The sequence below is a fragment of the Streptomyces rubellomurinus genome (assembly GCF_000961885.1).
GTDB lineage: Bacteria > Actinomycetota > Actinomycetes > Streptomycetales > Streptomycetaceae > Kitasatospora > Kitasatospora rubellomurina.
The window spans coordinates 1-23,450 of sequence record NZ_JZKH01000015.1 but is presented as its reverse complement, the minus strand read 5'-3'; the positions used below and the strand labels follow the sequence as shown (position 1 = coordinate 23,450).

Genomic DNA, 23,450 nt, shown 5'->3' with positions numbered 1-23,450 from the left:
GCGTGCGCCGCGCACGCTAATCTGGGGGCATGCCGAACGACGTAGGACACGAGATCGCCGACGCGCTGGCAGCGCTGCTCCGACGCGACACCCGGACCCGGCTGTACCGGCGCCTGACCGAGGGCCTGGGCGAGGCCGTGGACGAGATCACCTACCCCGTCCTCAGCGGACTGGCCCGCACCGGCCCGCGCAGCGCCGCCGACCTCGCCGGCGAGATCGGCCTGGACCGCTCCGGGGTCACCCGCCGCGCCACCCGTCTGGAGGACGCCGGCCTCCTGCGCCGCGAACCCGACCCCCACGACCGGCGCGCCACCCTGCTCGCCCTGACCGAGGCGGGGCAGCGGACCGTCGACGCCACCCGCCGCCGCCTCGCCGCGCACATCGAGGCCTCCCTGGCCTCCTGGCCGCCCGCCGAGGCCCGCGCCTTCGCCCACCAGCTCCAGCGCTTCGTCACGGACGGCCCCTTCACCTGATCCGCGACCGGGCGACCGCTGCGGGACGCCCGCCGGGCGCCCGCTGACGGACGAGTGCCGAGATCCTGGACCTGCCGCGGACCCGGGCGCTCAGCGCTGGGCGCGGCGGAAGTCGCCCGGGGTGCGACCGGTCTCGCGGGTGAAGAACTTGCCGAAGTTGGTGGCCTCGGTGAAGCCGAGCGCGCGCCCGATCGCGGACACGGGTAGCTCGGTGTGGGCGAGGAGCCGAGGAGCTGGCGCAGCAGCGCCGTGGTCAGCCCGGCCTCGGTCCCGGCGGGCCCGGGCGGGGCCGGCGCCCGCTCCGCGCCCAGGGCCCGGGACGCCGAAGGCGACTGGCGCTTCACCCTCCTCAACCCCCTCGGCACCGCCTGAACCGGCACCGCCCTCCGCCCCTGCGGCGTCCGGTCGGCCCGGCCGCTGTCAAGCTCGTACCGGAGTCGCCCCGATCGGCAGTAGCCTCGGCAACGACGAACCGGGCAGGGCGAATTGGAGGCTGCGGTGGCCGAGGGGAAGGCCGGAGGAGGCGGCGGGGCCGGGCGGGACGGGGAACTGCACGAGCGCGAGGCCGAGGTCCGGTCGGCGGTGCAGGCGATCGAGGCGCTCACCCGGCCCGCCGGCACCGGGGTGGGGGAGCTGCTGCTGTACACCGGCGCGGCCGGGCTGGGCAAGACCGCGATGCTGACCGAGGTGCGGCGGACGGCGAAACGCGCGGGCTGCACCGTACTGTTCGCCCGGGGCGGGCAGCGGCAGTGCCACGAACCGTTCCACGTGGTGCGCCAGTTGGTGCGGCCGGTGCTGTCGGCCCTGTCCGCCGACGAGCGGGCGGAGGTCTTCGGGCCGTGGGAGGACATCGTCGGCCCGGCCGCGGGACTGCGGCCGCCCGGCGGGCAGCTCGATCCGCAAGGGGTGCGCGACGGGCTGGACTTCGTCCTCACCCGCCTCGTGCAGCTGCGTTCGCCGCTGGCCGTGCTCGTCGACGACCTGCACTGGGCCGACCCGGAGTCGCTCGGCTGGCTGGCCGGCTTCGCGGTCCGCGCCCGGGAGCTGCCCGCCCTGCTGGTGCTCGCCTGCCGCGACGAGTTCCCCGACGACGCCCTGGCGCTGCAGCGCGGCCTCACCGAACGGGCCGACCGCCGCCACGAACTGCGCCCGCTCCAGCCCGCCTCCGTCACGCACCTGGTCCGCGCGGCCCTGGGCGCGCAGGCCGAGGATGCCTTCTGCCGCCACGTCTGGGCGGTCACCGGCGGGAACCCGTACGAGACCGCCGCCCTGCTGCGCGAAGTGGCCGACCAGCGACTCGACCCGGTCGAGGAGAGCACCGGGCTGCTGCGCGAACTCGCCGCCACCGCACGGGGAATGACGCTGCGGCACTGGCTGGACCGGCTCGGCCCGACCGCGCTGCGCTTCGCCTGGGCGGCATCGGTCCTGGACACCGACATCCGTCCGGACCTCGCCGCCGCCATCTGCGCCCAGGGGCCGGAGACCGCCGCCCAGTCCGTCCAGGAGCTGCGCCGGCACCGGGTGCTGACCGGCACGTCGGCGGGTCGGCTGGAGTTCGTCCACCCGCTGGTCGCCGCCTCGGTCTACCGCTCGATGCCGCCCGCCACCCGCACCGGGATGCACGGAGTCGCCGCCGTCGAGATCGAGAACGCCGGCCTCGGCCTGCTGGCGGCCTCCCGGCACCTGCTGGAGATCCTGCCCGAGGAGGACGGCAGCATCGTCGACAAGCTGCGCCGGGCGGCCCGCGAGCACCTGGCCATCGGCGCGCCCGGGGCCGCGCAGCGCTGCCTGCGCCGGGCCATCAGCGAGCCGCCCGCCGACCAGGACCGGGCCTCGGTGCTCTACGAGCTCGGCTGCTCGGCCCTGCTCACCGACCCGGCGACCACGGTCAACCAGCTGCGGCTGGCGCTCGCCGACCCGTACGGGCTGGACCCGGGACTGCGGGTGGACGCGACCTTCCGGCTGGCCCAGGCCCTCGCCCACAGCAACCGGCTCGGCGAGGCCGCCGCGCTGTGCGCCGAGGAGGCGGCGCGCACCCCGCAGGGCCCGGGCCGACTGCGCCTGGAGGTCGCCCACTTCATGTTCTCCTCGTTCCGCTCCGAGGACGAGGACGGCCCCGGCCTGTCCCGCCGGCTCGCGCGGTTCCACCGGATGCTGGACACCGTCGGCCTGGCCTTCACCGACGTCGACGCGGCCGACCCCGGCACGGGCCCGGCGCCCCGGGGCGAGGCCGTGTTCGAACGCGACGGCCTGGCCCACGCGGTGGCCGTGCTGCGCTGCTGGGACCTCACGCTGCGCGGCGCCGACCGCGCGCGGGCGCTCGCGCTGGCCGAGTCCGCCCTCCCGGGCGGCCGGCTGCCCCGCAGCCTCGGCTGGACCAACACCACCTGGGGCTTCGAACTGCCCGGGATCCTGGGCCTCAGCTACCTGTACGCCGACCGCGTCGACCGGGCCGAGGAGCTGTTCACCGAGGCGGTGCGGGCGTACGAGGTCGCCGGCTGGAGCGGCGGCCACCTCGGCTTCGCCCACCTGCTGACCGGCATGCTGCGCTTTCGCTGCGGCGTGCTCGCCGAGGCCGAGGACCACCTGCGCCGCGCCCTGCGCAGCGCCGCCCGGATAGGCCCGGGCACCCCGCTGCACTGGGACGCGGTCGGGGCACTGGCCGAGACCCTGGCCGCGCGCGGCCGGCTGGACGAGGCCCTGGAGCTCGCGCGCGAGCACGCCTACGGCCCGCCGTACCCGTCCGTGATGGTGCTGCCCGACGCCCCCACCCTGTACGGCCGCCTGCTGCTGGCCCGGGGCGACGCGCCGGGCGCGGCGGAGGTGCTGACCGCCGCCGGCGCGGCCCTGGACGCGCGCGGGTGGCGCAACACGGTGTGGGCGCCGTGGCTCGGGCACCTGGCGCGCGCGGTGGCCCCCGACCGGCCGGACCGGGCCCGCGAGCTCGCCGAGGAGGCCGTGCGCCGGGCCCGCGAGGCCGGGACGGCCTCGGCGGTCGGCAGCGCCCTGCGGTTGTGCGCCGCGGTGCACGAGCCGCCGCGCGCGGCGGAGCTGCTGACGGAGGCCGTCCGGCACCTGGAGCGCTCGCCGGCCCGCTACGAGCACGCGATCGCCCTGGTCGACCTGGGCGAGGCGCTGGGCGCCGCCGCCCCGGCCGCCCGCACCGCGCTCACCCGGGGCCTGGAGCTGGCCGGACGCTGCGGTGCGGACGGCCTGGCGGCCCGGGCCCGCGGCCTCCTGCGTCCGGGGGCGCAGGGCTGAGGCGCGCTGCTCCCGCGTCGGCTTCGCCCGGTGGCGCAACTTCCGTGCCGGCGTGTCCTGTTGGCATCGACCCGTGACCGGCTGAGTGGTGCCGGCGCCGGACGGTGCGCCGTCGGTGACGCCGGGTGGTGGAGGGGGGTTCGGCCCGGATACGGATGTGGCCTGTGGTTGTCGCGGGAGCCGTGGTGGCCGCTGTCGCGGACGCGTCGGTGGCAGGTCCCTGCACGGCTCGGCGAGTCCTGAACGCGCGTTCGAGAAATCACCGTTTCACTTGCGTGAGCCCAGATCGGGCCCGGAGTGGGAGGGGATCCGCATGTCTCGATCGGAAGTCGGAACGCCACTGAGACCCGCGTCGCCGGACGCGCGGCTCGTGCTCGGTGCGGGGGGCCCGGGCGCAGCCGTCGGCGGTGCCGAGGCCGAGCGGCGGGTGTTACCCGCCCGGGCGCTCGGCACGCTGGCCGCGCCGGCCCAGGGGCTGGGCTGCATGGGCCTGAGCGAGTTCCGCGGGCCGGTCGACGAGCGCCGGGCGCTGCGCACCGTCCACCGCGCGCTGGACCTCGGCGTGACCATGCTGGACACCGCCGACATCTACGGCCGGGGCCGCAACGAGGAGTTGGTCGGGCGGGCCGTCCGGGGCCGGCGCGACCGGGTCGTGCTGTCGACCAAGTTCGGCATCGTCCGCACCGACGACCCGAACGAGCGCTCCGTGAACGGGCGGGCGGACTACGTCCGGCGCAGCTGCGAGCAGTCCCTGCGCCGCCTCGGCGTCGACCACATCGACCTCTACTACGTGCACCGGATCGATCCGGCCACGCCGCTGGAGGAGACGATGCTGGCCCTCGCCGGGCTGGTCGCGGAGGGCAAGGTCCGCCACGTCGGGCTGTCCGAGGCGAGCCCGGAGGAGATCCGGCGGGCGCACGCGGTGCACCCGGTGTCCGCCGTGCAGAGCGAATGGAGCCTGTGGAGCCGGGAGTTGGAGGCCGAGGTGGCGCCGACCTGCCGGGAGCTGGGGATCGGCATCGTCGCGTTCTCGCCGCTGGCCCGGGGCATCCTCTCGGACGGCTTCCGGACGCTCGACGACCTCGCCGCCGACGACGACCGGCGGCGCAACCCGCGGTTCGCCGAGCAGAACTTCGACCGCAACCTGCTGCTGGTCGCGGCGCTGCGCGACCTCGCCCGCGAATGCGGCGCCACCGTCAACCAGTTGGCCCTCGCCTGGGTCCAGGCCCGCGGCGCCGACGTGGTGCCGATCCCCGGGGCCGAGCGGCCGGAGCACGTCGAGGAGAACGCCCGCGCCGTCCACTTGTCGCTGTCCTCGGACGAGTTGCGGCGGATCGAGGAGCTCTCGCCCGCCGAGGCCGTGGCCGGCTTCCGCCTCGACCGGTGCCGGGCGCAGATGCTCCGCTGACCGGACCGCACGACGCGCCCGACGGGCCGTCGACCAGAGAGGGAACCACCCCGTGTACACCGTTTTCCATCCCGAACTCGCCGAGCTCGCCACGGCCCTGCACGCGCGGTACGCCGAGTTCGTCTCCGGCGGCTGGAGCGAGGAGCGGCTGGGCCGCCATCAGCTGGAGGGCTTCCGCCGGACCGTCGCCTACGTCCGCGAGCGGTCGCCGATGTACCGCGCCCGCCTGGGCGGGATCGATCCGGACGCCATCACGTCGCTGAACCCGGAGACGCTGGCCCGGATCCCCTTCACCACCAAGGACGACCTGCGCACGCACCAGCTCGACGTGCTCTCCCGGCCGCTGTCCGAGGCCTGGGTGTACTACGAGACGACCGGGACCACCGGCGCCTCCACGCCCGCGCCGCGCGGCAACGTCGACAGCCTGCACACCAACATGGCGCTGACCTTCCACAGCGAAACGATTCTGCGCCGGTTCGGCGCGGACCAGGTCGTCGGGATCAGCGGCCCGAACGACCTGCACGCCAACGGCGACACCTTCGGCGAGGTGTGCCGCAACCTGGGCATCGCGGTGACGAAGCTGTGGCCGCTCTCCCCGCTGGTCGGCTTCGACCGCGCGCTGCGGGTGATGCGCAAGCTGGGGATCACCGGGCTGATCTGCACGCCGAGCATGGCGCTCTCGCTGGCGGCCGCCGCCCTCGAAGCGGGCACGGACCCGCGCCGCGACTTCCCGGTGAAGGTCCTGATGCTCACCGGCGAGGTCGCGCCGCCCGCGCTGCTGGACAACATCGGCCACCTCTGGGGCGCCGAGGCCCACAACGTGCTGTACGGGTCGCAGGAGGCGTCCGTCCTGGGCGCCGGCGCCGGTGACGGCGGCCTGTACCTCACCCCGCTGATCAACCACTACGAGGTCCTGGACCCGGTCACGCTGCGGCCGGCCGAGGCCGACGCGGCCGGGGTGCGGTGCGGCGAGCTCGTGGTCACCCACCTCTACCAGGGCGCCAAGCCGCTGCTGCGCTACCGGACCGGCGACCTGGTGCGCGTCCACCCGGCGGCGCCGGGCGCGGCGATCCCGGCGGACCGGCTCGACGTGCTCGGCCGGGCGGGCGACCCGGTGCTGGTCAACGGCACCGCCGTGACCACGTACGAGGTCGAGGACCTGCTGCTGCGCCACCTGCGCGGCCACACCGACTACCGGATCGTCATCGACCGGCCCGCCGGGGCCGACACGGACGGGATCACCCTCGTGCTGCCGCCCGGCTTCGAGCCGCCCCGGGCCGCGGTCGACCGCACCGTGGAGGAGGCGTCGGCCGCCCTCGGCGTGCCGGTGGCGGTCGTTCACGGGCCGATGGCCGAGAGCGCCGGCGGGGCGGGTCCGGTGAGCTGGAAGACGGCCCGGGTGGTGGACCGCCGCACGGCGGCACCGGCCTGACGGAGGCGTGGTCCGAGGGAGGGCGTGGCCTGACGGAGGCAGGGCCTGACGGCGGGCGGGGCCTGAGGGAGGGTGGGTCGTCACCCGGGTGCCCGGCATTCGGCGCACGTCGCCGGGCGGGCCGCGGCGGCGGGTGCCTAGCGTGGCGGCCGGGGCTTGTCCGACAGGCCCGGGGGGCGATCCGAGTACTCGCGCGGGTCGGACGCCGGGCTCCGGCCGTCCGGCCCGCCCTCCAGAAGGCAGTACACATGAGACTTCGGGCCTGTTCGAGCGCGCTGGCGACGGCGGTGCTGACCGTCGGCCTGGCCGCCGGTGCGACCCCCGCCGGGGCCGCCGCCGACCCGTCGGCGTTCCTCGACCGGTTGCACACCGTGTCACCCGTCGCGTCCACCGTCCCCGGGAACGGCGACGTGAACCCGTACGGCACGTTCACCATCCGGGAGAGCGTCGGTGACCTGCACCGGGGCAACGTCCTGATCAGCAACTTCAACAACTCGGCCAACGCGCAGGGCACCGGCACCACGCTGGTGCAGATCACCCCGGGCGGCACCCGGACGACCTTCGCCACGATCGACCCGAACAACCTGCCCGGCCCCTGCCCCGGCGGGGTCGGCCTCACCACGGCGCTGACCGTGCTGCCCGGCGGCTGGGTCGTGGTCGGCAGCCTGCCCACCACGGACGGCACGTCCGCCACCGCCCAGGCCGGCTGCCTGCTGGTGCTCGACAAGCACGGCACGGTGCGCGAGACCCTCGTCGGGGACGGCATCAACGGGCCCTGGGACATGACCGCGATCAGCATCGGCAAGCGCAGCGAGCTGTTCGTGACCAACGTGCTCAACGGGACGGTCGCGGGCAACGGCCAGCAGGTCGACCAGGGCACCGTCCTGCGGATCACCCTGTGCGACGCGGGCGACGAGCCGCCGCAGCGGGTGGCCACCACCGTGATCGGCTCCGGCTTCCCGGAGCGGACGGACCCGGCGGCGCTGGTGGTCGGCCCGACCGGCGTCGGCCTCGGCCACGACGGCTCGCTCTTCGTCGCCGACACCGTGCTGAGCCGGATCACCGCCATTCCGAACGCGATCTTCCGGACGGACAGCGCCGGCACCGGGCAGCTCGTCACCACGGGCGGCAGCCTCAACGGCCCGCTGGGGATGGCGATCACGCCCCGGGGTGACGTCCTGACGGTCAACGGCGGGGACGGCAACATCGTCGAGACCACGCCGGCCGGGGAGCAGGTGGCCGTCAAGCAGATCAACAACGAGGGCAGCCCGCCCGGTTCGGGGGCGCTGTTCGGTCTCGCGCTGGACCTCGACCGGGACGCCGTCTACTTCGTCAACGACGCGGACAACGCGCTCGACGTGCTGCACTGACCGCCGGTCGGTACACGGGGACCGGGTGCACCGGCCGCTGCGGCGGCCGGTGCACCGCCGTTCTCCGGCCGCCGTTCTCCAGGGGGTGGGGGAAGGGGAGGTTTGGTGGCGGGCCGGGGGTGTCTTGTAGGGTTCTCCGCGAATCATCCAGAGGGGTGGAGGGACCGGCCCGACGAAGCCCCGGCAACTCCCCGTTCGACTCGGCGCGCGACGTGCGCGCCGCGGCGTCCGGGATCAGTGCCAACTCCGGCCTGTCGCCAACGTGGCGCGGGAAAGATGAGGAGACACGGTGCTTCCTGTGCTGTCCTTCGCCCGGGCGCTTCCCGCCCCGGCGCTTCCGCGTACCCGTCTCGTGCCCGGCGCAGGCGACCGGCCGACTTCTCCGGCCCGTCCTCGCTGACCACCCCCACGCTCCCCGCGCGGAGCCCCCGTGAGCAGCACCCACCCGGTCGCTCACGGGTTCTGAGACTGGAGTACCCGTCCATGGAGAACACGAGCGGCGTTGGCGTGCTCGACAAGGTCACCTCGATCCTCACCACCCTGGAGGCCGGGCCCGCCACGCTGGCCGGGTTGGTCGGCGCCACCGGCCTGGCCCGGCCCACCGTGCACCGGCTCGCCGTCGCGCTGGAGCGCCACCGGCTGGTCGGCCGGGACCTGCAGGGCCGGTTCATCCTCGGCCCGCGGCTCACGGAGCTCTCGGCGGCCGCCGGCGAGGACCGCCTGCTGGCGGCCGCCGGGCCGGTGCTGACCCAGCTGCGCGACGTCACCGGCGAGAGCGCCCAGCTGTACCGGCGGCAGGGCGAGGTGCGGATCTGCGTGGCCGCCGCCGAGCGGCTGTCCGGTCTGCGGGACACCGTCCCGGTCGGCGTCACGCTACCGATGAAGGCCGGCTCGGCCGCCCAGGTCCTGCTGGCCTGGGAGGAGCCCGAGCGCCTGCACCGCGGCCTGCAGGGCGCCCGGTTCACCGCCACCGCGCTGAGCGGCGTCCGGCGGCGCGGCTGGGCGCAGTCCCTCGGCGAGCGCGAGCCCGGGGTCGCCTCGGTGTCCGCGCCGGTGCGCGGCCCCTCCAACCGCGTGGTGGCCGCCGTCTCCGTCTCCGGCCCGATCGAACGGCTCAGCCGGCACCCGGGCGCGCACCTGTCCCAGGCCGTCGTCGAGGCGGCCGCCCGCCTCGGCGAGGCGCTGCGGCAGGCGTAGCTCAGGTGCGCGGCCGGAGCACGGCGAGGGAGGGGCGGGGGATGCGGCTGACCACCGAGCCGATCAGGGTGCCGATCGACACCCCGAACACCGCCGACACCGCCGCCAGGACGGACTGCGCGCCGTTGCCGACCTCGATCTGCGCGGTGTTCAGCAGGCCGAAGGAGCCGGGGACGACGATCCAGAACGCCGGGAGGTAGAGCACCTGCCAGAGCGGGCCGCCGGGCAGCCAGTGCACCAGGGTGGCGGCGACCGCCGCGGAGACCGCGCCGGCCAGGCCGCCGATCGCCGCGCCGTGCACCGAGCCGACCACCACCTGGACGGTGACGCTGACCGCGATCACCGCGGCGATCCACGGGATGGCCGGGGGCGGGGTGTTGACGTTGATCACGACGCCGGCCACCGCGATCGCCAGCCCGAGTCCGATCACCCACCAACTCGGCTCGGCGACCCGGACGTTGGCCAGGGCGCTGGCCGGCATGCCGATCGCCGTCGCGGCGGCGGCCACCCCGGCGAGGAACAGCGCGAGCTGCACCGCGCCGGACACCAGCCGGGCCGTCCCGGCGCTGGCCGCGCCGGCCGCGATCTCCGACAGCCCGGTGACCAGCAGCCCGCCGGGCAGCAGGATCGCCAGCGTGGCGACGATCGTCCGCAGCGGCCCGTCCAGCAGCGAGGCCCGCGCGAGGGAGAGCACGAGCAGTGCGACCAGGAAGCCCGCCGTGACGGGCAGCAGCGGCCGCAGGTACGGCAGGCGCCGTGCGAGCACGGTCAGCCCCACGACGATCAGCGAGCCGGCCCCGGCGGCGAGCACGTTCGCGGCCGCCGGCTGCAGGAACAGGCAGACGCCCACGCCGACCGGCAGCGCCCCGAGGTCGGCCACCCAGGCGGGCCAGCGGGCCGGCGCCCGCCGGATCGCGTCCAGCTCGGCGAGCGCCCGGGGGCCGTCGAGCTCGCCCGTGCGCAGCCGGTGCACCAGGTGCAGGACGTCGGCGGTCTGCTCGAACCTTAGCGCGGCGCCTACCGGCTGGAACCGGGTGGCCTCGTCGGCGTCCAGGGCGACGAACAGCCCGTTGGTCAGGGCGGCGACCCGCACCTCCGGAGCGCCCAGGGCCTGCCCGAGCGCGCGGAGCTCCTCCTCGACGTCGTGGACGGGCAGGCCGCCGCCGAGCAGGGCGTCGCCCAGGTCGAGCAGCAGGCGGCGGAGCGGGTCGGGCGGGGCGGCGGCGGTGCCCCCGACCGGGGGCGACGTGACCGGGGGAGACGTGCTGGACATGGCAGGTATCGTCCCACCCCGCCCGGTTCGGTCCGAATCTGCCCCGGTCTGTTCGTTTCCCGCCCCGCCGAGCCCGGCCGGGGCGGTGGAACGGGCCGGGCCCGGCAGCCGTGGGGGTGGCTGCCGGGCCCGGCGTTCCAGCGGGGTGGGGCGAGGGGTCAGGCCTTCGGCAGGGCCGCTTCGGCGGCGGCCCGGCGGCGGCGGCCGACGAGGACGGCGGCGCCGAGGACGATGGCGGCGGCGACCAGCGAGAGGTACATCTGCTTGCGGCCGTCCTCGTCCGTGAACATGTAGGCGATGACGAAGCCGATCATGCCGATGGCGACCCAGGTCAGGTACGGGTACAGCCACATCCGGACGGTCAGCCGCTCGGGCGTCTCGCGCTCGATGATCTTGCGCATGCGCAGCTGGGAGAAGCAGATCACCAGCCAGACGAACAGGGCGACGGCGCCGGAGGAGTTGAGCAGGAAGGAGAAGACGGTGTCCGGGGAGGTGTAGTTGAAGAAGACGGCGACGAAGCCGAAGACCACCGAGGACAGGATGGCGACCTGCGGGACGCCGCGGGAGTTCACCGTCGCGAAGGCCTTCGGGGCGTCGCCGCGCTGGCCGAGCGAGAACGCCATCCGGGAGGCGGTGTACATGCCGGAGTTGAGGCAGGACAGCACGGCGGTCAGCACGATCACGTCCATCACCTGGCCGGCGTGCGGGATGCCGACGTGGTTGAGGACGGCGACGTACGGGCTGGCCTTGACCTCGGCGGAGTCCCAGGGCAGCAGGGTGACCACGAGCAGGATCGAGCCCAGGTAGAAGACGCCGATGCGCCAGATGACGCTGTTGGTGGCCTTGCTGACCGCCTTCTCCGGGTCCTCCGACTCGCCCGCGGCGAGGGTGACGATCTCGCTGCCCATGAAGGCGAACACGACGGTGAGCATGCCGGTGAAGACCGCGCCGACGCCGTTCGGCAGGAAGCCGCCGTGGCCGGTGAGGTTGCTGAGGCCGACCGCGTCGGTGTCCGGCAGGGCGCCGAAGACGGCGAGGCCGCCGATCACCAGGAACGCGGCGATCGCCACCACCTTGATGCCGGCGAACCAGAACTCGAACTCGCCGTAGGAGGCGACCGAGAACAGGTTGGTGGCGGTGAGCGCCGCCATCACGATCAGCGCCCAGGCCCACTGCGGCACGCCCGGCACCCACTGGTTGAGGATCTTGGCGCCGGCCGTCGCCTCGACGGCGAGGACCACGACCCAGAAGAACCAGTACAGCCAGCCGATGGTGAACCCGGCCCAGCGGCCGAGCGCGCGGTCCGCGTAGGCCGAGAACGATCCGCTCTGCGGGTCGGCGGCCGCCATCTCGCCGAGCATCCGCATCACCAGCACGACCAGCACGCCGGCCAGCGCGTAGGAGAGCAGGATGCCCGGGCCGGTGGAGGCGATGCCCGCGCCGGAGCCGACGAAGAGGCCGGCGCCGATCACGCCGCCGATGGCGATCATCGACAGGTGGCGGTTCTTGAGGCCGGCCTTCAGGTGGCCGTCGCCGCCGTGCCCGATCGGGGCCGGCGGCTGGGAGCCGGGGGTGGGGGGCGCCGCCTGCTTGGTGGTGTCCGCACTCATCTCAGGGTGTCCTGTGCCTTTCCGTCGCGGAGTGACCCTCGGCTCGCACGCCGGAGGGTGGGGGACAGACCCGCGCATTGCGGTGCAACCTAACTTCTACGCCCGAGTATCGGAACAAGGCTTCGATAACTGTTCGCTCACCGAACACAAAAGGCCAGCTCAGAGCGGGTGTGAAAGGGGCACGGAAAGCTCAGATCTGACGCACCGTCGGCCGGGGGAGGCCGCGGCGCGGCTTCCCGGACGGCCGGGGGCAGGGATCTAGATTGTCCGCTTATGGGACGAAATGACGGAATCAGTCGGCGGACGGTGCTCAGAGCGGCCCTCGTGGCGGCCGCGGCCGGGGTGACTGGCCGCGCGGGGGCCGGACGGGCGGTCGCGACGGTCGCGGCGGGAGCCGACTTCCCGCAGCCGGCGGTGCTCGGCGCCGAGGCGGTGCTCGACGTGCGCTTCGCGGACGTCGCCGTCCCCGGGTACGGGACGGTCACCACCCGGACGTACAACGCGGGCATCCCCGGGCCGACCCTGCGGGTGCGCGGCGGGGACGTGCTGCGGCTCACCCAGGTCAACGGACTGCCGCCGAACCCGCCGCACGACGGCGGTCACAACCGGCCGCACGACGCCAACAGCTTCAACCTGCACACCCACGGGATGCACGTCCCGCCCTCCGGCGACGCCGACAACGTGCAGCGGGTGTTCGTGCCGCGCACGGCCGAGGAGGCCGACGAGGGCGCGCCCGAGCCGCAGTACCTGACGACCGTCGAGATCCCGGCCGGGCACCCCGCCGGCACCTACTGGTACCACCCGCACCTGCACGGGGCCACCGCCACGCAGCTCGTCGGCGGCATGGCCGGGGTCCTCGTCGTCGAGGGCGACGTCGACGAGGTGCCCGAGATCCGGGCGGCCGCCGACCTCGTCGTCTGCGTCAACGAACTCCGGCTCAAGGACGGCACCGTCCCCGACTTCACCACCGGCGGGTCACTGGCCGCCGTCCCGGCCGTCCTCACCGTCAACGGCGCCCTGAACCCCGTCCTCGCGCTGCGCCCCGGCGAGGTGCAGCGGTGGCGGCTGGTCGCGGCGACGGCGTTCACCGCGCTCTCGCTGCAGGTGCACGGGGAACCGGGGCCGTTGGAGCTGTACCAGATCGCCCAGGACGGGGTGACCTTCGCCGCGCCCGTCGCCCGGGACACCCTGGGCCTGGCGATGGGCAACCGGGCCGACGTGCTGGTGCGCGGCGGCGAGCCGGGGACGTACGAGCTGCGGGCGGACGGCGTCGACGGCCCGCTGATGACCGTCGAGGTGGCGGGCGACCCGGTCGACCCGCCGATGGACCTGCCGGCGGCGCTGCCGCAGGGCAAGCCGTACCTCGACGAGAACGACCTCACCGACCCGGGCGCGGACCGCGAGGTGGTCTTCCACGTCGACCCGGGCGTCTTCGGCCAGCCGTTCCCGAACGCCTACCGGATGCTCGGCAGCCACCCGACCCCCGCCGCCGACCCGGGCGGGGACCTCACCCGCGACCCCGCCTACGGCCTGTTCGACCCCGACCACGTCAACCACACCCTGGCGCTCGGCACCGTCGAACGGTGGACGGTGCGCACGGACGAGGACCGGCCGGAGTTCAACCACCCCTTCCACCTGCACACCAACCACGTGCTCGTCACCCACCGCAACGGCGTCCGGCTCGACCCGCCGGTCTGGCAGGACACCATCGGCCTGGCCGGCGGGTCGCCGGGGGACAGCGTGACCTTCCTGGTGAAGTACGAGGACTTCACCGGCCGCACCGTCGCCCACTGCCACCAGCTCCAGCACGAGGACCTCGGGATGATGCAGCTGGTCGAATACGTCGAGACCGGGGCCGGTCAGTCGAGTTCGATGGTGAAATCCCAGACGGTGACGGGCTTGCCGTCGTGGCGCCAGGTGAGCTGGGCGGCGCCGGCCTGGTAGGTGCCGGTGAGGGTGAGGGTCGCGGTGCCGCCGGGGGCGGCGGTGACGGTGGCCGGGCCGGTGGCGGTCAGCGGGATGTCGGCGCCCTGGTCGTCGCGGGAGGAGAAGTCCGCGGCGCTGATGGTGACCGGGGCGGTGGCCTGCCGGACGGTGACGGTGATGGTGCCGGTGGTGCGCTCCGGGACCTTCCCGGAGGCGTCCGGCTCGGCCGTGTCGCCCTGGGTGGGGCCGGAGGCGCTGACCACCGCGCCGCCCTCGGGCAGCTTGGCCTGGACGGTGTCGCCCATGGCGACCAGCTGCAGGTGCTGCTCGTCGGCGACGGGCGTCGGGCGGGCCGGGGGCGGGGTGGGGATCGGGACGGCGCCGAGGTCCTTGATGGTGTCGGCGGCGTTCTTGTGCTCGGGGGAGGACTCCCCGGTGCAGCCGGTCAGGACGAGGGCCAGGGCGGCGCAGGCGAGCGCCGCCGGGCGCAGGGCGGAGCGGGCGCGCCCGGAGCCGGGCCGGCGGAGGCCGGCCCGGCGGGGCGCCGCGGTGCGTGCGGCGTTCATCGGTGCAGTGGGTCCTTCACGAGGTCCGGTCGGTCACTTCTTGGCCGGGGCCGGGTTGACGACCGGGTTCTGGGGCTCGTCGGCCCGGGCCGTGGCCGGGTAGACGGTGCTGGCGAACGGCGCCGGCGGGAGGGCCTTGCCGCCGGGGTTGTTGTAGACGTCCCCGCCGAACGGGCGCAGGCCGTCCGCGGCCGCGTAGCCGAGGTGGCCGTGGCCGTCCGTGCCGCCGTGGTCGATGCCGTACAGGTCCTCCATGCTGCGCAGCCAGGAGTAGTGGTTGTACGGCTGGTCGCTGACCGAACCCGGCTTGATGTAGCGGGAGATGAGGACCGCGCCGGTGATGCCGCCGCCCGGGGTGGTGTCCTGGCCGAAGGCCTGGAAGCCGGGCTGGGTGGTGTTCGGGCCGGGCAGCTCGTTGCAGCACGCGACGACCGACTGGGCGGTGTCGGTGGGGGTGTTGAGCTTCGGGTCCTGGTTGCCGGTGTAGTCGGCGACCGAGTTGCCGTACATCTTGTAGGGCGGGAAGGCCTCGTCGAAGACGACCTGGATCAGGCCGTCGTGCTGGAACGCGGGTGAGGCCATGATCTGCGGGACGACCCGCTGCAGGAACAGGTCCGAGGCGTACAGGCCGCCCTGGTGGTTGTTCGGGTCGCCGGAGCCGTTGTCGCCCTTGCAGGTCGCGTCGTGCGCGTCGGAGCAGTTGTTGGGCGTGATCCAGGAGAACGCCGGGGTGGTGTCCTCGCTCTTGAGGTCGTCGGCCAGGCTGCTCATGGCCGGGTGGTCGCCCTCGGCGGGGAGGCCGTCCAGCGGGACGACGTTGGCGCACTCCTGCGGGTCGTCGATCAGCGCGTGGAACCAGGCCGTGGGGTTGTGCTTGGCGACGTACTGGTCCTGGGCGGTGGAGCCGCCGGGCTGCGGGACGCCCTTGCCGGACGGGTCGCCGGGAATGCCGCAGCGGTGGACGTCCTCGCGGCCGGGCGTCCTGCCCATGTCCTGCATGTACGCCTTCCAGCTGAGGTTCTTGTCGTCCAGCTGGTTGAAGAGGGTGTAGACGGAGTTCGGGTAGACGCAGCCCTTGGTGGCGTTGGTCTGGCCGTCGGCGGCCGGGGTGCCCGGGCTGACGTCGGTGTACTGCGGGCAGTCGGCCTGGTTGTCCGGGGCCGGGGCCTGGCCGGAGACGAGGCTGATGTAGTTGTCCAGGCTGTAGTGGCCCGTCCCGTAGTACTGGCGCAGCACCTCGCCGTACTGGGGGAGCGTGTTCCACAGGTAGCTGTTCTGGTTGAGCCCGGTGAAGGTCGCCTCGTAGGACTTGTTCTCCAGGATGATCGTCCACACGTGGCCGATCCTGGGGGTCTTGGACCGGTGGCCGTCGTTGTCGTGGGCCGAGGCGGAGGCCGGCGCCAGCGAGGCCGCGGCCGTCATCACCGCCACCCCGGTTATCAGGCGCCGTCCCCAGCGCCCGATCGTGAGCCGTGCCATGACGCTCCCTCAATGAGAACCGGCGGGGGCCGTCCCCGCCGAGTGGACACTGTCCACCGTGCAGGATGCTTGTACTGGCGAGTAACGTCAAAGTGAGGTGTCCACGGCATGAACAGCGGCGGATCGGACGCCCACGATCCGATGGCGACCCTCCGTCGGACCGGGCGTGCACCTCCCCGGCCGGGGTGTCGGCCGGGGCTGGCAGCATGGCGGCCATGAGTCGCATCATCACCTACAGCACGGCGGACCGGGCCGACGTCGTGGCCTTCCTCGGCGCGGCCGGGCGGCTGACGCCGGACCAGCGGCGGCGCCTCGACCGGGCGCACGAGAAGGCGCGGCAGCGCCAGGCCGACCTCGACCACCAGGAGCTCGACTGGGGCCTGTCGATCCCCGAGGCGCTCGACCACCTGCTGGCCGGCCACGCGGACTCGGAGGGGTCGTACGCGGCCGGCGCGTACTACGCCGCCCTGCAGCTCATCATCGACCGCAACGCCTCCGACCCCAGCGAGCTCGGGGTCTACTCCCGGCCGGGGACCTTCTTCAGCGGTCTGGACGAGGAGCTGCGCAAGCTGGGGGTGAGCGAGGAGCTGCTGTTCCACGACCACCTGTTCTCGGGGCCACCGCCGGAGATCCCGTTCCGGATCCCCCACCCCGTGGACGGTCCGCACATCGGCATGTTCCCCTTGGCCCAGGCCGGGCCGGCGGCCGCGGCGTACCGGGCCGTGCTGGACCGGCTGGACCGGGGGCTGCGGTACGACGTGATGGAGCTGATCAAGATGTTCGAGTCCGAGTCCGAGCACTGGGAGTACGCGACGGAGCACCTCGACTGGTACAGCCAGGACACGATCTTCTTCTCGATCGTGGGCTGACCGGCCGGTGGCCGGTGGGCGCTCCCGCGGTGGCTCGAACCGTTCGGGCTGCTGGGGCGGTGTACCCGGTTCCGCGGGCGTTGAATCCCTTCACCTGCAGGTATATTCTGGCCATTCATGGTTGAGCAATGAACTAGTTACGGAGCGTGAGGGGTGAGCGTGAGCGAGTCGGACGACGCGATGTCGACGGAACCGGGCGACGAGGCGCTCCTCGCCAGGCTCGCGGACGCGGTGGGGCCGCCCCCGGCCGGCGTGGCCGACGCCGCGAAGGCGCTGTTCGCGTCGATGTTCGCGCAGGGCCGGGTCGGGACCGCCGGCGCGGACGACACGTGCGACGCGGCGGACGGGTTCGACGGTGACGCGCTCGAGTGGGACGCCGTGGAGACGCCGAAGGCGCCTCCGGCCACCGGAGCGGTCGAGGCCTGAGGGGCCGTGCCGCTCCCGGTGGGGGAGGCGCCTTCGCGCGCGGTCAGCGCTGCAGCTCCAGGGCGTAGGTCCGCATCCCGGAGCGGGTGATCGTGTCCGCCAACTCCTTGGCCCGCTCGGACCGTTCGGTCTCACGCTGGAGGAGCTTGGCCAGGTGGGCCAGGCAGCGCGACCGGATCGGGCCGAGGGAGCCGCGCGGCATGCCCAGCGTCGCGCTGATCTCGTCGTAGGACATGGGCGGGTCGGTCACCAGCAGCCCGAGCAGGGCCTGGCACTTGGGCGAGAGCGCGCAGTACGCGAGCAGCACCTCGTTGTCGCGCTCCTTGGCGAGCGCGATCTCCTCCGGGTGGTTCTCGCTGGGCTCGGACTGGTCGAACACCGGGGAGTCGCCGACCGGCGAGGTGCGGCCGGACTTCTCGATGTGCTTCAGGCTCTCCCGACGGGCCGACACCGCGATCCACTGGGACAGCTTCTCGGGATCGCGCAGCTTTCCCAGGTGCTGGATGACGCGCATCCAGGTGGTCTGGCTGACGTCCTCGCAGTCGGCCGTGCTGAGCCGGTGCCCCCGGGCGATCGCCCAGATCAGCGGCGTGTAGCGCTCGACGATCCGGCTCCAGCTGTCCTGGTTTCCGGCTATGCAATCGTCAACTAGTTCGTTCAGGGTAGGTGTACGCATACATCCCCCGTTTGTCTGCTTCTCGTCACCGCTGGTCCATGTGTGGTGTCGACCCAGCGGCTGACGCTGATGTCCCGCCGAACGCACTCACCGCGCCCGGGTCAAGCGGTGCAGCATCCCTGACCGTCACGTGGAATTAACGGATCCCCTCACGGATCCGCGACGGCTTTTTCGTATTCCCCCTCATCGTCGATTCCGACCTTATCGCCGAGCACCGACAATTGCCGTTTCCGTCAGCCCCGGGTAGGGCCCTTGGGCCCTGTCGCGTCCCTGAACCCCGAGGACGCCGGTTGAACCGTGGACCCCCCAGTCTTCGTCGAGTATGTCGAACACTTGGTGTGCTCGTCAAAGGTCCTCTGATCAACGGGATGTGGCAGGTCGTGAGTTGGTCTGGACCGGACGGTCGTACGGGCCGGGAACAGGCCCGTGACCTGGGCCTGAGGGTATTCCGGATCGGTGATGTTCCGTATTTCCCGAGGGGCTGGCGCGGTGGGTCGACGGTTAGTTGACGTGCTTTCTCGTTTGGTCGGGCGAGACGGCTTGTCAGGGGGATCGTCGGCGGCTTTGCCGCGAATTCTTTGCGCACCGGCTTGCCCTCGCCGAACTGAACCGGCGAGTAACTCCGGCTCGCCGAAAGAGCTTTGCTGGTCGGCGCGGTGCGGAGTCCCGGGGTGTGCGGATAATTGAGATGTCTTTGTCAAAGGGTCGGTCAAGAACCATCGGGGGGCGCGCGGGGCGAACCGCCCGCCGGGCGGCCGGCCGGGCCGCTCCCCACTTGACCGGGGGTGATGTGAGATCCGCCACATCCATGACAGAAAGTCGCTGCATGTGTACCCAGACGATGTCTCGTGGGATCTGGGTTGCGGCAAAAGGGGCGCAACCGGCTCGTTGGGGCGGGCATGGTGGTCCCGGAAGGTCGCAACCGTACCGTTGGGAAGGCAACCGTGATCGTTGAACGAAACCCCTGGCCGGCGCTGGGCGCGCTGATCGCCGGGTTCTCCCTGATCATCCTGGACATGAGCGTGGTCGCGGTCGCCAACCCCGCGATCACGGAATCCTTCGACACGAGCGTCTCGCAGGTCATCTGGGTGACCAGTGCCTACCTGCTCACCTATGCGGCGCCGCTGCTGTTCACCGGGCGCCTCGGCGACCGCTTCGGCGCCAAGAACGTGTACCTGATCGGCCTGGCGGTCTTCACGCTCTCCTCCCTGTGGTGCGGCGTGTCGGGCAGCATCGGCATGCTGATCGCCGCGCGCGCCGTGCAGGGTCTCGGCGCCGCGCTGATGACACCTCAGACGATGGCCGTGATCACCAAGATCTTCCCGGCGGACAAGCGCGGCGCCGCGATGGGCGTGTGGGGCGGGTCCTCCGGCATCTTCCTGCTGCTCGGCCCGGTCGTCGGCGGTCTGCTGGTCGACTCGGTCGGCTGGGAGTGGATCTTCCTGGTCAACGTGCCGATCGGCATCGTGGCCTTCGCGCTGGCCTGGAAGCTGGTGCCGACGCTGCCGACCGAGGACCACAAGTTCGACCCGGTCGGCATCCTGCTGTCCTGCGCCGGCATGTTCCTGCTCGTCTACGGCCTGCAGGAGGGCAACAACAAGGACTGGGACGCCGGCATCTGGCTGATGATCGGCGGCGGCCTGGCCGTGCTCGCGCTGTTCGTCTTCACGCAGGCGCGCACCCGGAACCAGCCGCTGCTGCTGCTCTCCCTGTTCCGTGACCGCAACTTCTCGCTCGCCAACATCGGCATCGCCTGCATGGGTGCCGCGGTGACCGCGTGGACCGTGCCCGCCTACTTCTACCTGCAGGGCGTGCGGGGGCTCACCGCGGCGGAGTCGGCGCTGGTCTTCGCGCCGCTCGCGATCATGACGGGCGTCGCCGCGCCGTTCGTCGGCAAGATGTCCGACAAGCTCCACCCGCGCATCTTCACCACCATGGGCTTCACCGTCTTCACCGTCGCGATCGCGGTGTTCGCCGTGCTGATGACGCCCGACTCGCCGCTGTGGGTGTTCTCCACCGTGGCCGGCGTGACCGGCATCGCCAACGCCATGTGCTGGGGCCCGCTCGCCGCCACCGCCACCCGCAACCTGCCCGTGCACCAGGCCGGTGCGGGCTCCGGCATCTACAACACCATGCGGCAGATGGGCTCCGTGCTCGGCAGCGCCGTGGTCGGCTCCCTCCTGGTCGACCGGATCGCGGCGCACCTGCCGGGCGCCGGCGGCCACGCGAAGAGCTTCGAGGGCAGCCCCAGCGCGGTGCCGGACTTCCTCCACGAGCCGTACGCCAAGGCCCTGAGCGAGACCAGCCTGCTGCCCAGCGCCTTCCTGGCGGTGGGGGCGCTCGCCTGCGTACTGTTCGTCAAGTTCCCGGAGAAGGCGGCGGCGCCCGAGGCGCCGGCCGTCGCGCGGGAAACGGCCGATGACGTCGTGTCAGGCGGTGCGGCAGGATGAGCACGAGACGCAATTGAGCGGGGAGAACGAGAAATGGTCGACGCAGACGCTTTCAACCTCTGGATTCGCAAGCTGAGTTCGGCGGACGAGCCGAAGGCCGCACTGGTCTGCTTTCCGCACGCCGGCGGATCGGCGAACTCCTACTTCCAGTTCGCGCGCGGTTTCGGCGAGTTCGACGTCTACGGGGTGCAGTACCCGGGGCGGCAGGACCGGCGGCGCGAGCCGTTCCGGGACAGCATCGCGGAGCTGGCCGCCGACATCGCCGAGCAGCTGGACGGCTGGACGGACCTGCCGGTCGTCCTGCTCGGCAACAGCATGGGCGCGCTGGTGGGCTTCGAGGTCGCCCAGCGGCTGGAGGCCGCGGGCCGGGCTCCGCTGTCGCTGTTCGCCTGCGGCCGGGTCGCGCCGACGCTGCGCAAGGACGAGCAGACCCACCTCAAGAGCCGGGACGACTTCCTCCGGGAGATGGTCGAGCTCGGCGGCATGGGGAGCGAGCTGCTGCAGGACGAGGAGATCATCGACATCGTGCTGCCGCCGATGCAGGCGGACTACCGGATCGCCGAGAAGTACTGCAGCTCGCCGCAGGCGCGGGTCGCGGTGCCGATCCACGTCCACATCGGTGACGTCGACCCCAAGGTGTCCGAGGAGGAGGCGGCCGGCTGGCGCCGGGCCACCACCGGGGAGTTCAGCCTGGACGTCCACCGGGGCGGCCACTTCTTCTTCACGGAGGGGAACGGGGACGGGCTGACCGCCGCCGTCCGCCGGTCGGTGGAGGACGCGCTCTCCACGAAGGCGTAGGCGCGAGGCGCAGGGGCGAGCTGAAGCGTCGAGAGGGCCCGTGCCCCCGTCCGGTCGGAGGGGGGACGCGGGCCCTTCGCGTCCGCGGATCCGGACGGCCGGGTCCGCGGCGCCGTAGCGGAGGGGAGGATTCCCCTTCTCTGGGGACATGACAAACAGTCAGACTGCCCGGAGTTCGGGACGGCTACACCTGGCGTCGGAAAATCTTCGAGATTGGCTGTATCTGGACAGCCCACCGTCGGATCTACCAATCGACCACAAGGTCGACGGCATGAGTCCGAAGGTGGGGGAAACAGCATGGCCCTCGAGAAGCCCGACGTCGTCGGAGCCCTGCGCAAGTCGCTGAAGGAGACCGAGCGCCTGCGGCGGCAGAACCAACAGCTGCTCGACCGCGCGGCCGAGCCCCTGGCGATCGTCGGCATGAGCTGCCGCTTCCCCGGCGGCGTGGCCTCGCCCGAGGACCTGTGGTCGCTGGTCTCCGAGGGCCGGATGGGAATCTCCGAGTTCCCCGGCGACCGCGGCTGGGACCTGGACAACCTCTACGACCCGGACCCGGACCACCCCGGCACCGCCTACACCCGGCACGGCGGCTTCCTCCCCGGCATGGCCGACTTCGACGCCGACTTCTTCGGCATCTCGCCGCGCGAGGCCCTGGCCATGGACCCGCAGCAGCGCCTGCTCCTGGAGGGCGCCTGGGAGGCCTTCGAGGACGCGGGCATCGACCCGCTGACCCTCAAGGGCAGCGACACCGGCGTCTTCTGCGGCCTCATGTTCTCCGACTACCAGTTCGTCGCCGGCCAGAGCGACCGCCGCCCGGAGATCGAGGGCTACCTCTCCATCGCCTCCTCGCCCAGCGTCGCCTCCGGCCGGATCAGCTACACCTTCGGCTTCGAGGGCCCCGCCGTCACCGTCGACACCGTCTGCTCCTCCTCCCTCGTCGCGATCGACCTGGCCGGCAAGGCCCTGCGCAACCGCGAGTGCTCGCTCGCCGTGGTCGGCGGCGCCACCACCCTCGCCCGGCCCAGCGCCTTCGTGGAGTTCAGCCGCCAGCGCGCCCTCTCCCCGGACGGGCGCTGCAAGGCGTACGCGGCCGCCGCCGACGGCGTCGGCTGGGCCGAGGGCATGGGCCTGCTCGTGCTGGAGCGGCTGTCCGACGCGCGCCGCAACGGACGCCGGATCCTCGGCCTGGTGCGCGGCAGCGCCGTCAACCAGGACGGCGCCAGCAACGGCCTCACCGCGCCGAACGGCCCGTCGCAGGAGCGGGTGATCCGGCAGGCGCTGGCCAGCGCCGGGCTGACCACCGCCGACGTCGACGCCGTCGAGGGCCACGGGACGGGAACGCCGCTCGGCGACCCGATCGAGGCCGAGGCGCTGCTCGCCACCTACGGCCAGAACCGCGAGAACGGGCCGCTGTGGCTCGGCTCGATCAAGTCGAACTTCGGCCACACCCAGGCCGCCGCCGGGGTCGCGGGCGTGATCAAGATGGTGATGGCGCTGCGCAACGAGACGCTGCCGCCCACCCTGCACGTGGACGCGCCGTCCCCGCACGTCGACTGGGCGTCGGGCGAGGTCGCCCTGCTGACCGAGGCCCGGGACTGGCCCGTCGTCGAGGGGCGGCCGCGCCGCGCCGGGGTGTCCTCGTTCGGGGTCAGCGGCACCAATGCGCACGTGATCCTGGAAGAGGCCCCGGCCGTGGAGCCGGCCGAGGCCTCTGTCGACGGCGGCGCCGACTGCGGTGCGGTGCCGGCGGGCGGCGTGCGGACGCCGGTGCTCGTCCCGCTCTCGGCGCGCAGCGAGGCCGCGCTGCGCGAGCAGGCCGACCGGCTGCGGGCCCACATGATCGCCCGCCCCGAGCTCGACCACCTCGACATCGGCTTCACCCGCGCCACCATGCGCGCCCAACTCGACCACCGCGCGGTCGTCGTGGCCGCCGACCGGGGCGCCCTGCTCACCGGGCTCAGCGACCTCAGCTCGGCGGAGCCGGCCGCGAACGTGCTGGAGGGCCAGGTCGGCGGCCCGGCCGTCAAGCCGGTGTTCGTGTTCCCGGGCCAGGGGGCGCAGTGGGTCGGCATGGCCGTCGAACTGCTGGACTCCTCGCCGGTGTTCGCGGCGGAGATCGCCGCGTGCGGCGAGGCGCTGGCCGAGTTCGTGGACTGGAACTTGGAGGACGTGCTGCGCGGCAAGGCGGGTGCGCCGTCGTTCGAGCGGGTGGACGTGGTCCAGCCGGCGCTGTTCG

General features: G+C 73.2%; 19 protein-coding genes and 1 riboswitch. Of the genes, 13 read left to right on the top strand and 6 right to left on the bottom strand.

All coding sequences use genetic code 11. From position 1 onward, the window contains the following. The first annotated feature begins 29 nt into the window (after positions 1 to 29). Entirely contained in the window at positions 30 to 473 is a 444-nt protein-coding gene (locus VM95_RS10085; protein ID WP_045694320.1) for a MarR family winged helix-turn-helix transcriptional regulator, read from the top strand. Between the two features lie 90 nt (positions 474 to 563). Here VM95_RS10085 and VM95_RS40110 read toward each other — a convergent pair whose 3' ends face one another. Beyond that, complete coding sequence (locus VM95_RS40110) at positions 564 to 674, bottom strand: hypothetical protein (protein WP_078859753.1); 111 nt, start codon at positions 672 to 674, stop codon at positions 564 to 566. A gap of 12 nt (positions 675 to 686) precedes the next feature. Between VM95_RS40110 and VM95_RS42345 the strand changes: the two genes are divergently transcribed. From VM95_RS42345 to VM95_RS10060, 6 genes are all read left to right on the top strand, one after another. Further along, the gene (locus VM95_RS42345) at positions 687 to 845 is read left to right on the top strand and encodes a hypothetical protein (protein WP_157882032.1); all 159 of its coding nucleotides are present in this window, start codon (positions 687 to 689) and stop codon (positions 843 to 845) included. Positions 846 to 971: 126 nt separating this feature from the next. Next, positions 972 to 3,734, top strand: a complete 2,763-nt coding sequence (locus tag VM95_RS10080; RefSeq protein WP_244178704.1) for an ATP-binding protein — start codon at positions 972 to 974, stop codon at positions 3,732 to 3,734. Positions 3,735 to 4,218: 484 nt separating this feature from the next. Then, positions 4,219 to 5,142 carry an aldo/keto reductase gene (locus VM95_RS10075; protein WP_244178708.1) on the top strand — a complete coding sequence of 308 codons (924 nt, stop codon included), beginning with the start codon at positions 4,219 to 4,221 and terminating at the stop codon, positions 5,140 to 5,142. Positions 5,143 to 5,194: 52 nt separating this feature from the next. Continuing rightward, positions 5,195 to 6,574, top strand: a complete 1,380-nt coding sequence (locus tag VM95_RS10070; protein WP_045694318.1) for a phenylacetate--CoA ligase family protein — start codon at positions 5,195 to 5,197, stop codon at positions 6,572 to 6,574. Positions 6,575 to 6,822: 248 nt separating this feature from the next. Further along, complete coding sequence (locus VM95_RS10065) at positions 6,823 to 7,944, top strand: NHL repeat-containing protein (RefSeq protein WP_045694315.1); 1,122 nt, start codon at positions 6,823 to 6,825, stop codon at positions 7,942 to 7,944. Between the two features lie 140 nt (positions 7,945 to 8,084). Next, positions 8,085 to 8,227: riboswitch (SAM riboswitch) on the top strand. 200 nt (positions 8,228 to 8,427) lie between these two features. Continuing rightward, positions 8,428 to 9,141 (top strand): IclR family transcriptional regulator, encoded by a 714-nt coding sequence (locus VM95_RS10060; protein ID WP_045694312.1) that lies wholly within the window; start codon positions 8,428 to 8,430, stop codon positions 9,139 to 9,141. A gap of 1 nt (position 9,142) precedes the next feature. Here VM95_RS10060 and VM95_RS10055 read toward each other — a convergent pair whose 3' ends face one another. After that, a complete protein-coding gene (locus VM95_RS10055) occupies positions 9,143 to 10,414 on the bottom strand; it encodes a threonine/serine exporter family protein (RefSeq protein WP_052707256.1) in 1,272 nt (423 codons plus the stop codon). A 158-nt stretch (positions 10,415 to 10,572) separates the two neighbouring features. Continuing rightward, positions 10,573 to 12,024 carry an amino acid permease gene (locus VM95_RS10050; protein ID WP_045694310.1) on the bottom strand — a complete coding sequence of 484 codons (1,452 nt, stop codon included), beginning with the start codon at positions 12,022 to 12,024 and terminating at the stop codon, positions 10,573 to 10,575. A 306-nt stretch (positions 12,025 to 12,330) separates the two neighbouring features. Between VM95_RS10050 and VM95_RS10045 the strand changes: the two genes are divergently transcribed. Continuing rightward, positions 12,331 to 13,968: a multicopper oxidase family protein gene (locus VM95_RS10045; RefSeq protein ID WP_157882031.1), complete on the top strand. Its 1,638-nt coding sequence runs from the start codon at positions 12,331 to 12,333 to the stop codon at positions 13,966 to 13,968. Here the strand turns inward: VM95_RS10045 and VM95_RS10040 are convergent. Together VM95_RS10040 and VM95_RS10035 are read right to left on the bottom strand one after the other, a co-directional pair. After that, a complete protein-coding gene (locus VM95_RS10040) occupies positions 13,884 to 14,516 on the bottom strand; it encodes a hypothetical protein (RefSeq protein ID WP_045694306.1) in 633 nt (210 codons plus the stop codon). The two genes, VM95_RS10045 and VM95_RS10040, sit on opposite strands and share 85 nt — an antisense overlap. A 33-nt stretch (positions 14,517 to 14,549) precedes the next feature. After that, the gene (locus tag VM95_RS10035) at positions 14,550 to 15,995 is read right to left on the bottom strand and encodes an alkaline phosphatase family protein (RefSeq protein ID WP_157882030.1); all 1,446 of its coding nucleotides are present in this window, start codon (positions 15,993 to 15,995) and stop codon (positions 14,550 to 14,552) included. Positions 15,996 to 16,210: 215 nt separating this feature from the next. Here VM95_RS10035 and VM95_RS10030 point away from each other — a divergent pair, with 215 nt between their 5' ends. Both VM95_RS10030 and VM95_RS10025 read left to right on the top strand, forming a co-directional pair. Continuing rightward, positions 16,211 to 16,864, top strand: a complete 654-nt coding sequence (locus VM95_RS10030) for a DUF7691 family protein (protein WP_045694418.1) — start codon at positions 16,211 to 16,213, stop codon at positions 16,862 to 16,864. A gap of 159 nt (positions 16,865 to 17,023) precedes the next feature. After that, positions 17,024 to 17,290 (top strand): hypothetical protein, encoded by a 267-nt coding sequence (locus VM95_RS10025; protein ID WP_157882029.1) that lies wholly within the window; start codon positions 17,024 to 17,026, stop codon positions 17,288 to 17,290. A gap of 43 nt (positions 17,291 to 17,333) precedes the next feature. Here the strand turns inward: VM95_RS10025 and VM95_RS10020 are convergent, their stop codons facing one another. Continuing rightward, positions 17,334 to 17,966 carry an RNA polymerase sigma factor gene (locus VM95_RS10020; protein WP_244178703.1) on the bottom strand — a complete coding sequence of 211 codons (633 nt, stop codon included), beginning with the start codon at positions 17,964 to 17,966 and terminating at the stop codon, positions 17,334 to 17,336. Between the two features lie 944 nt (positions 17,967 to 18,910). On the opposite strand from VM95_RS10020, the gene VM95_RS10015 reads away from it, so the two are divergent. From VM95_RS10015 to VM95_RS10005, 3 genes are all read left to right on the top strand, one after another. Next, complete coding sequence (locus VM95_RS10015; protein ID WP_107072909.1) at positions 18,911 to 20,416, top strand: DHA2 family efflux MFS transporter permease subunit; 1,506 nt, start codon at positions 18,911 to 18,913, stop codon at positions 20,414 to 20,416. A gap of 33 nt (positions 20,417 to 20,449) precedes the next feature. After that, on the top strand, positions 20,450 to 21,214 hold the full coding sequence (locus VM95_RS10010; protein ID WP_045694297.1) for a thioesterase II family protein: 765 nt from the start codon (positions 20,450 to 20,452) through the stop codon (positions 21,212 to 21,214). Between the two features lie 297 nt (positions 21,215 to 21,511). Further along, positions 21,512 to 23,450 (top strand): type I polyketide synthase (locus VM95_RS10005; RefSeq protein WP_045694295.1); only part of this gene is annotated, 1,939 nt, incomplete at its 3' end.

Excerpts from the sequence above, each read along its gene's own strand:
- VM95_RS10085 (WP_045694320.1), top strand. The coding sequence starts at position 30 with ATGCCGAACGACGTAGGACACGAGATCGCCGACGCGCTGGCAGCGCTG.
- VM95_RS10075 (WP_244178708.1), top strand. The coding sequence starts at position 4,219 with ATGGGCCTGAGCGAGTTCCGCGGGCCGGTCGACGAGCGCCGGGCGCTG.
- VM95_RS10065 (WP_045694315.1), top strand. The coding sequence starts at position 6,823 with ATGAGACTTCGGGCCTGTTCGAGCGCGCTGGCGACGGCGGTGCTGACC.
- VM95_RS10060 (WP_045694312.1), top strand. The coding sequence starts at position 8,428 with ATGGAGAACACGAGCGGCGTTGGCGTGCTCGACAAGGTCACCTCGATC.
- VM95_RS10055 (WP_052707256.1), bottom strand. The coding sequence starts at position 10,414 with ATGTCCAGCACGTCTCCCCCGGTCACGTCGCCCCCGGTCGGGGGCACC.
- VM95_RS10050 (WP_045694310.1), bottom strand. The coding sequence starts at position 12,024 with ATGAGTGCGGACACCACCAAGCAGGCGGCGCCCCCCACCCCCGGCTCC.
- VM95_RS10040 (WP_045694306.1), bottom strand. The coding sequence starts at position 14,516 with ATGAACGCCGCACGCACCGCGGCGCCCCGCCGGGCCGGCCTCCGCCGG.
- VM95_RS10035 (WP_157882030.1), bottom strand. The coding sequence starts at position 15,995 with ATGGCACGGCTCACGATCGGGCGCTGGGGACGGCGCCTGATAACCGGG.
- VM95_RS10030 (WP_045694418.1), top strand. The coding sequence starts at position 16,211 with ATGAGTCGCATCATCACCTACAGCACGGCGGACCGGGCCGACGTCGTG.
- VM95_RS10020 (WP_244178703.1), bottom strand. The coding sequence starts at position 17,966 with ATGCGTACACCTACCCTGAACGAACTAGTTGACGATTGCATAGCCGGA.
- VM95_RS10010 (WP_045694297.1), top strand. The coding sequence starts at position 20,450 with ATGGTCGACGCAGACGCTTTCAACCTCTGGATTCGCAAGCTGAGTTCG.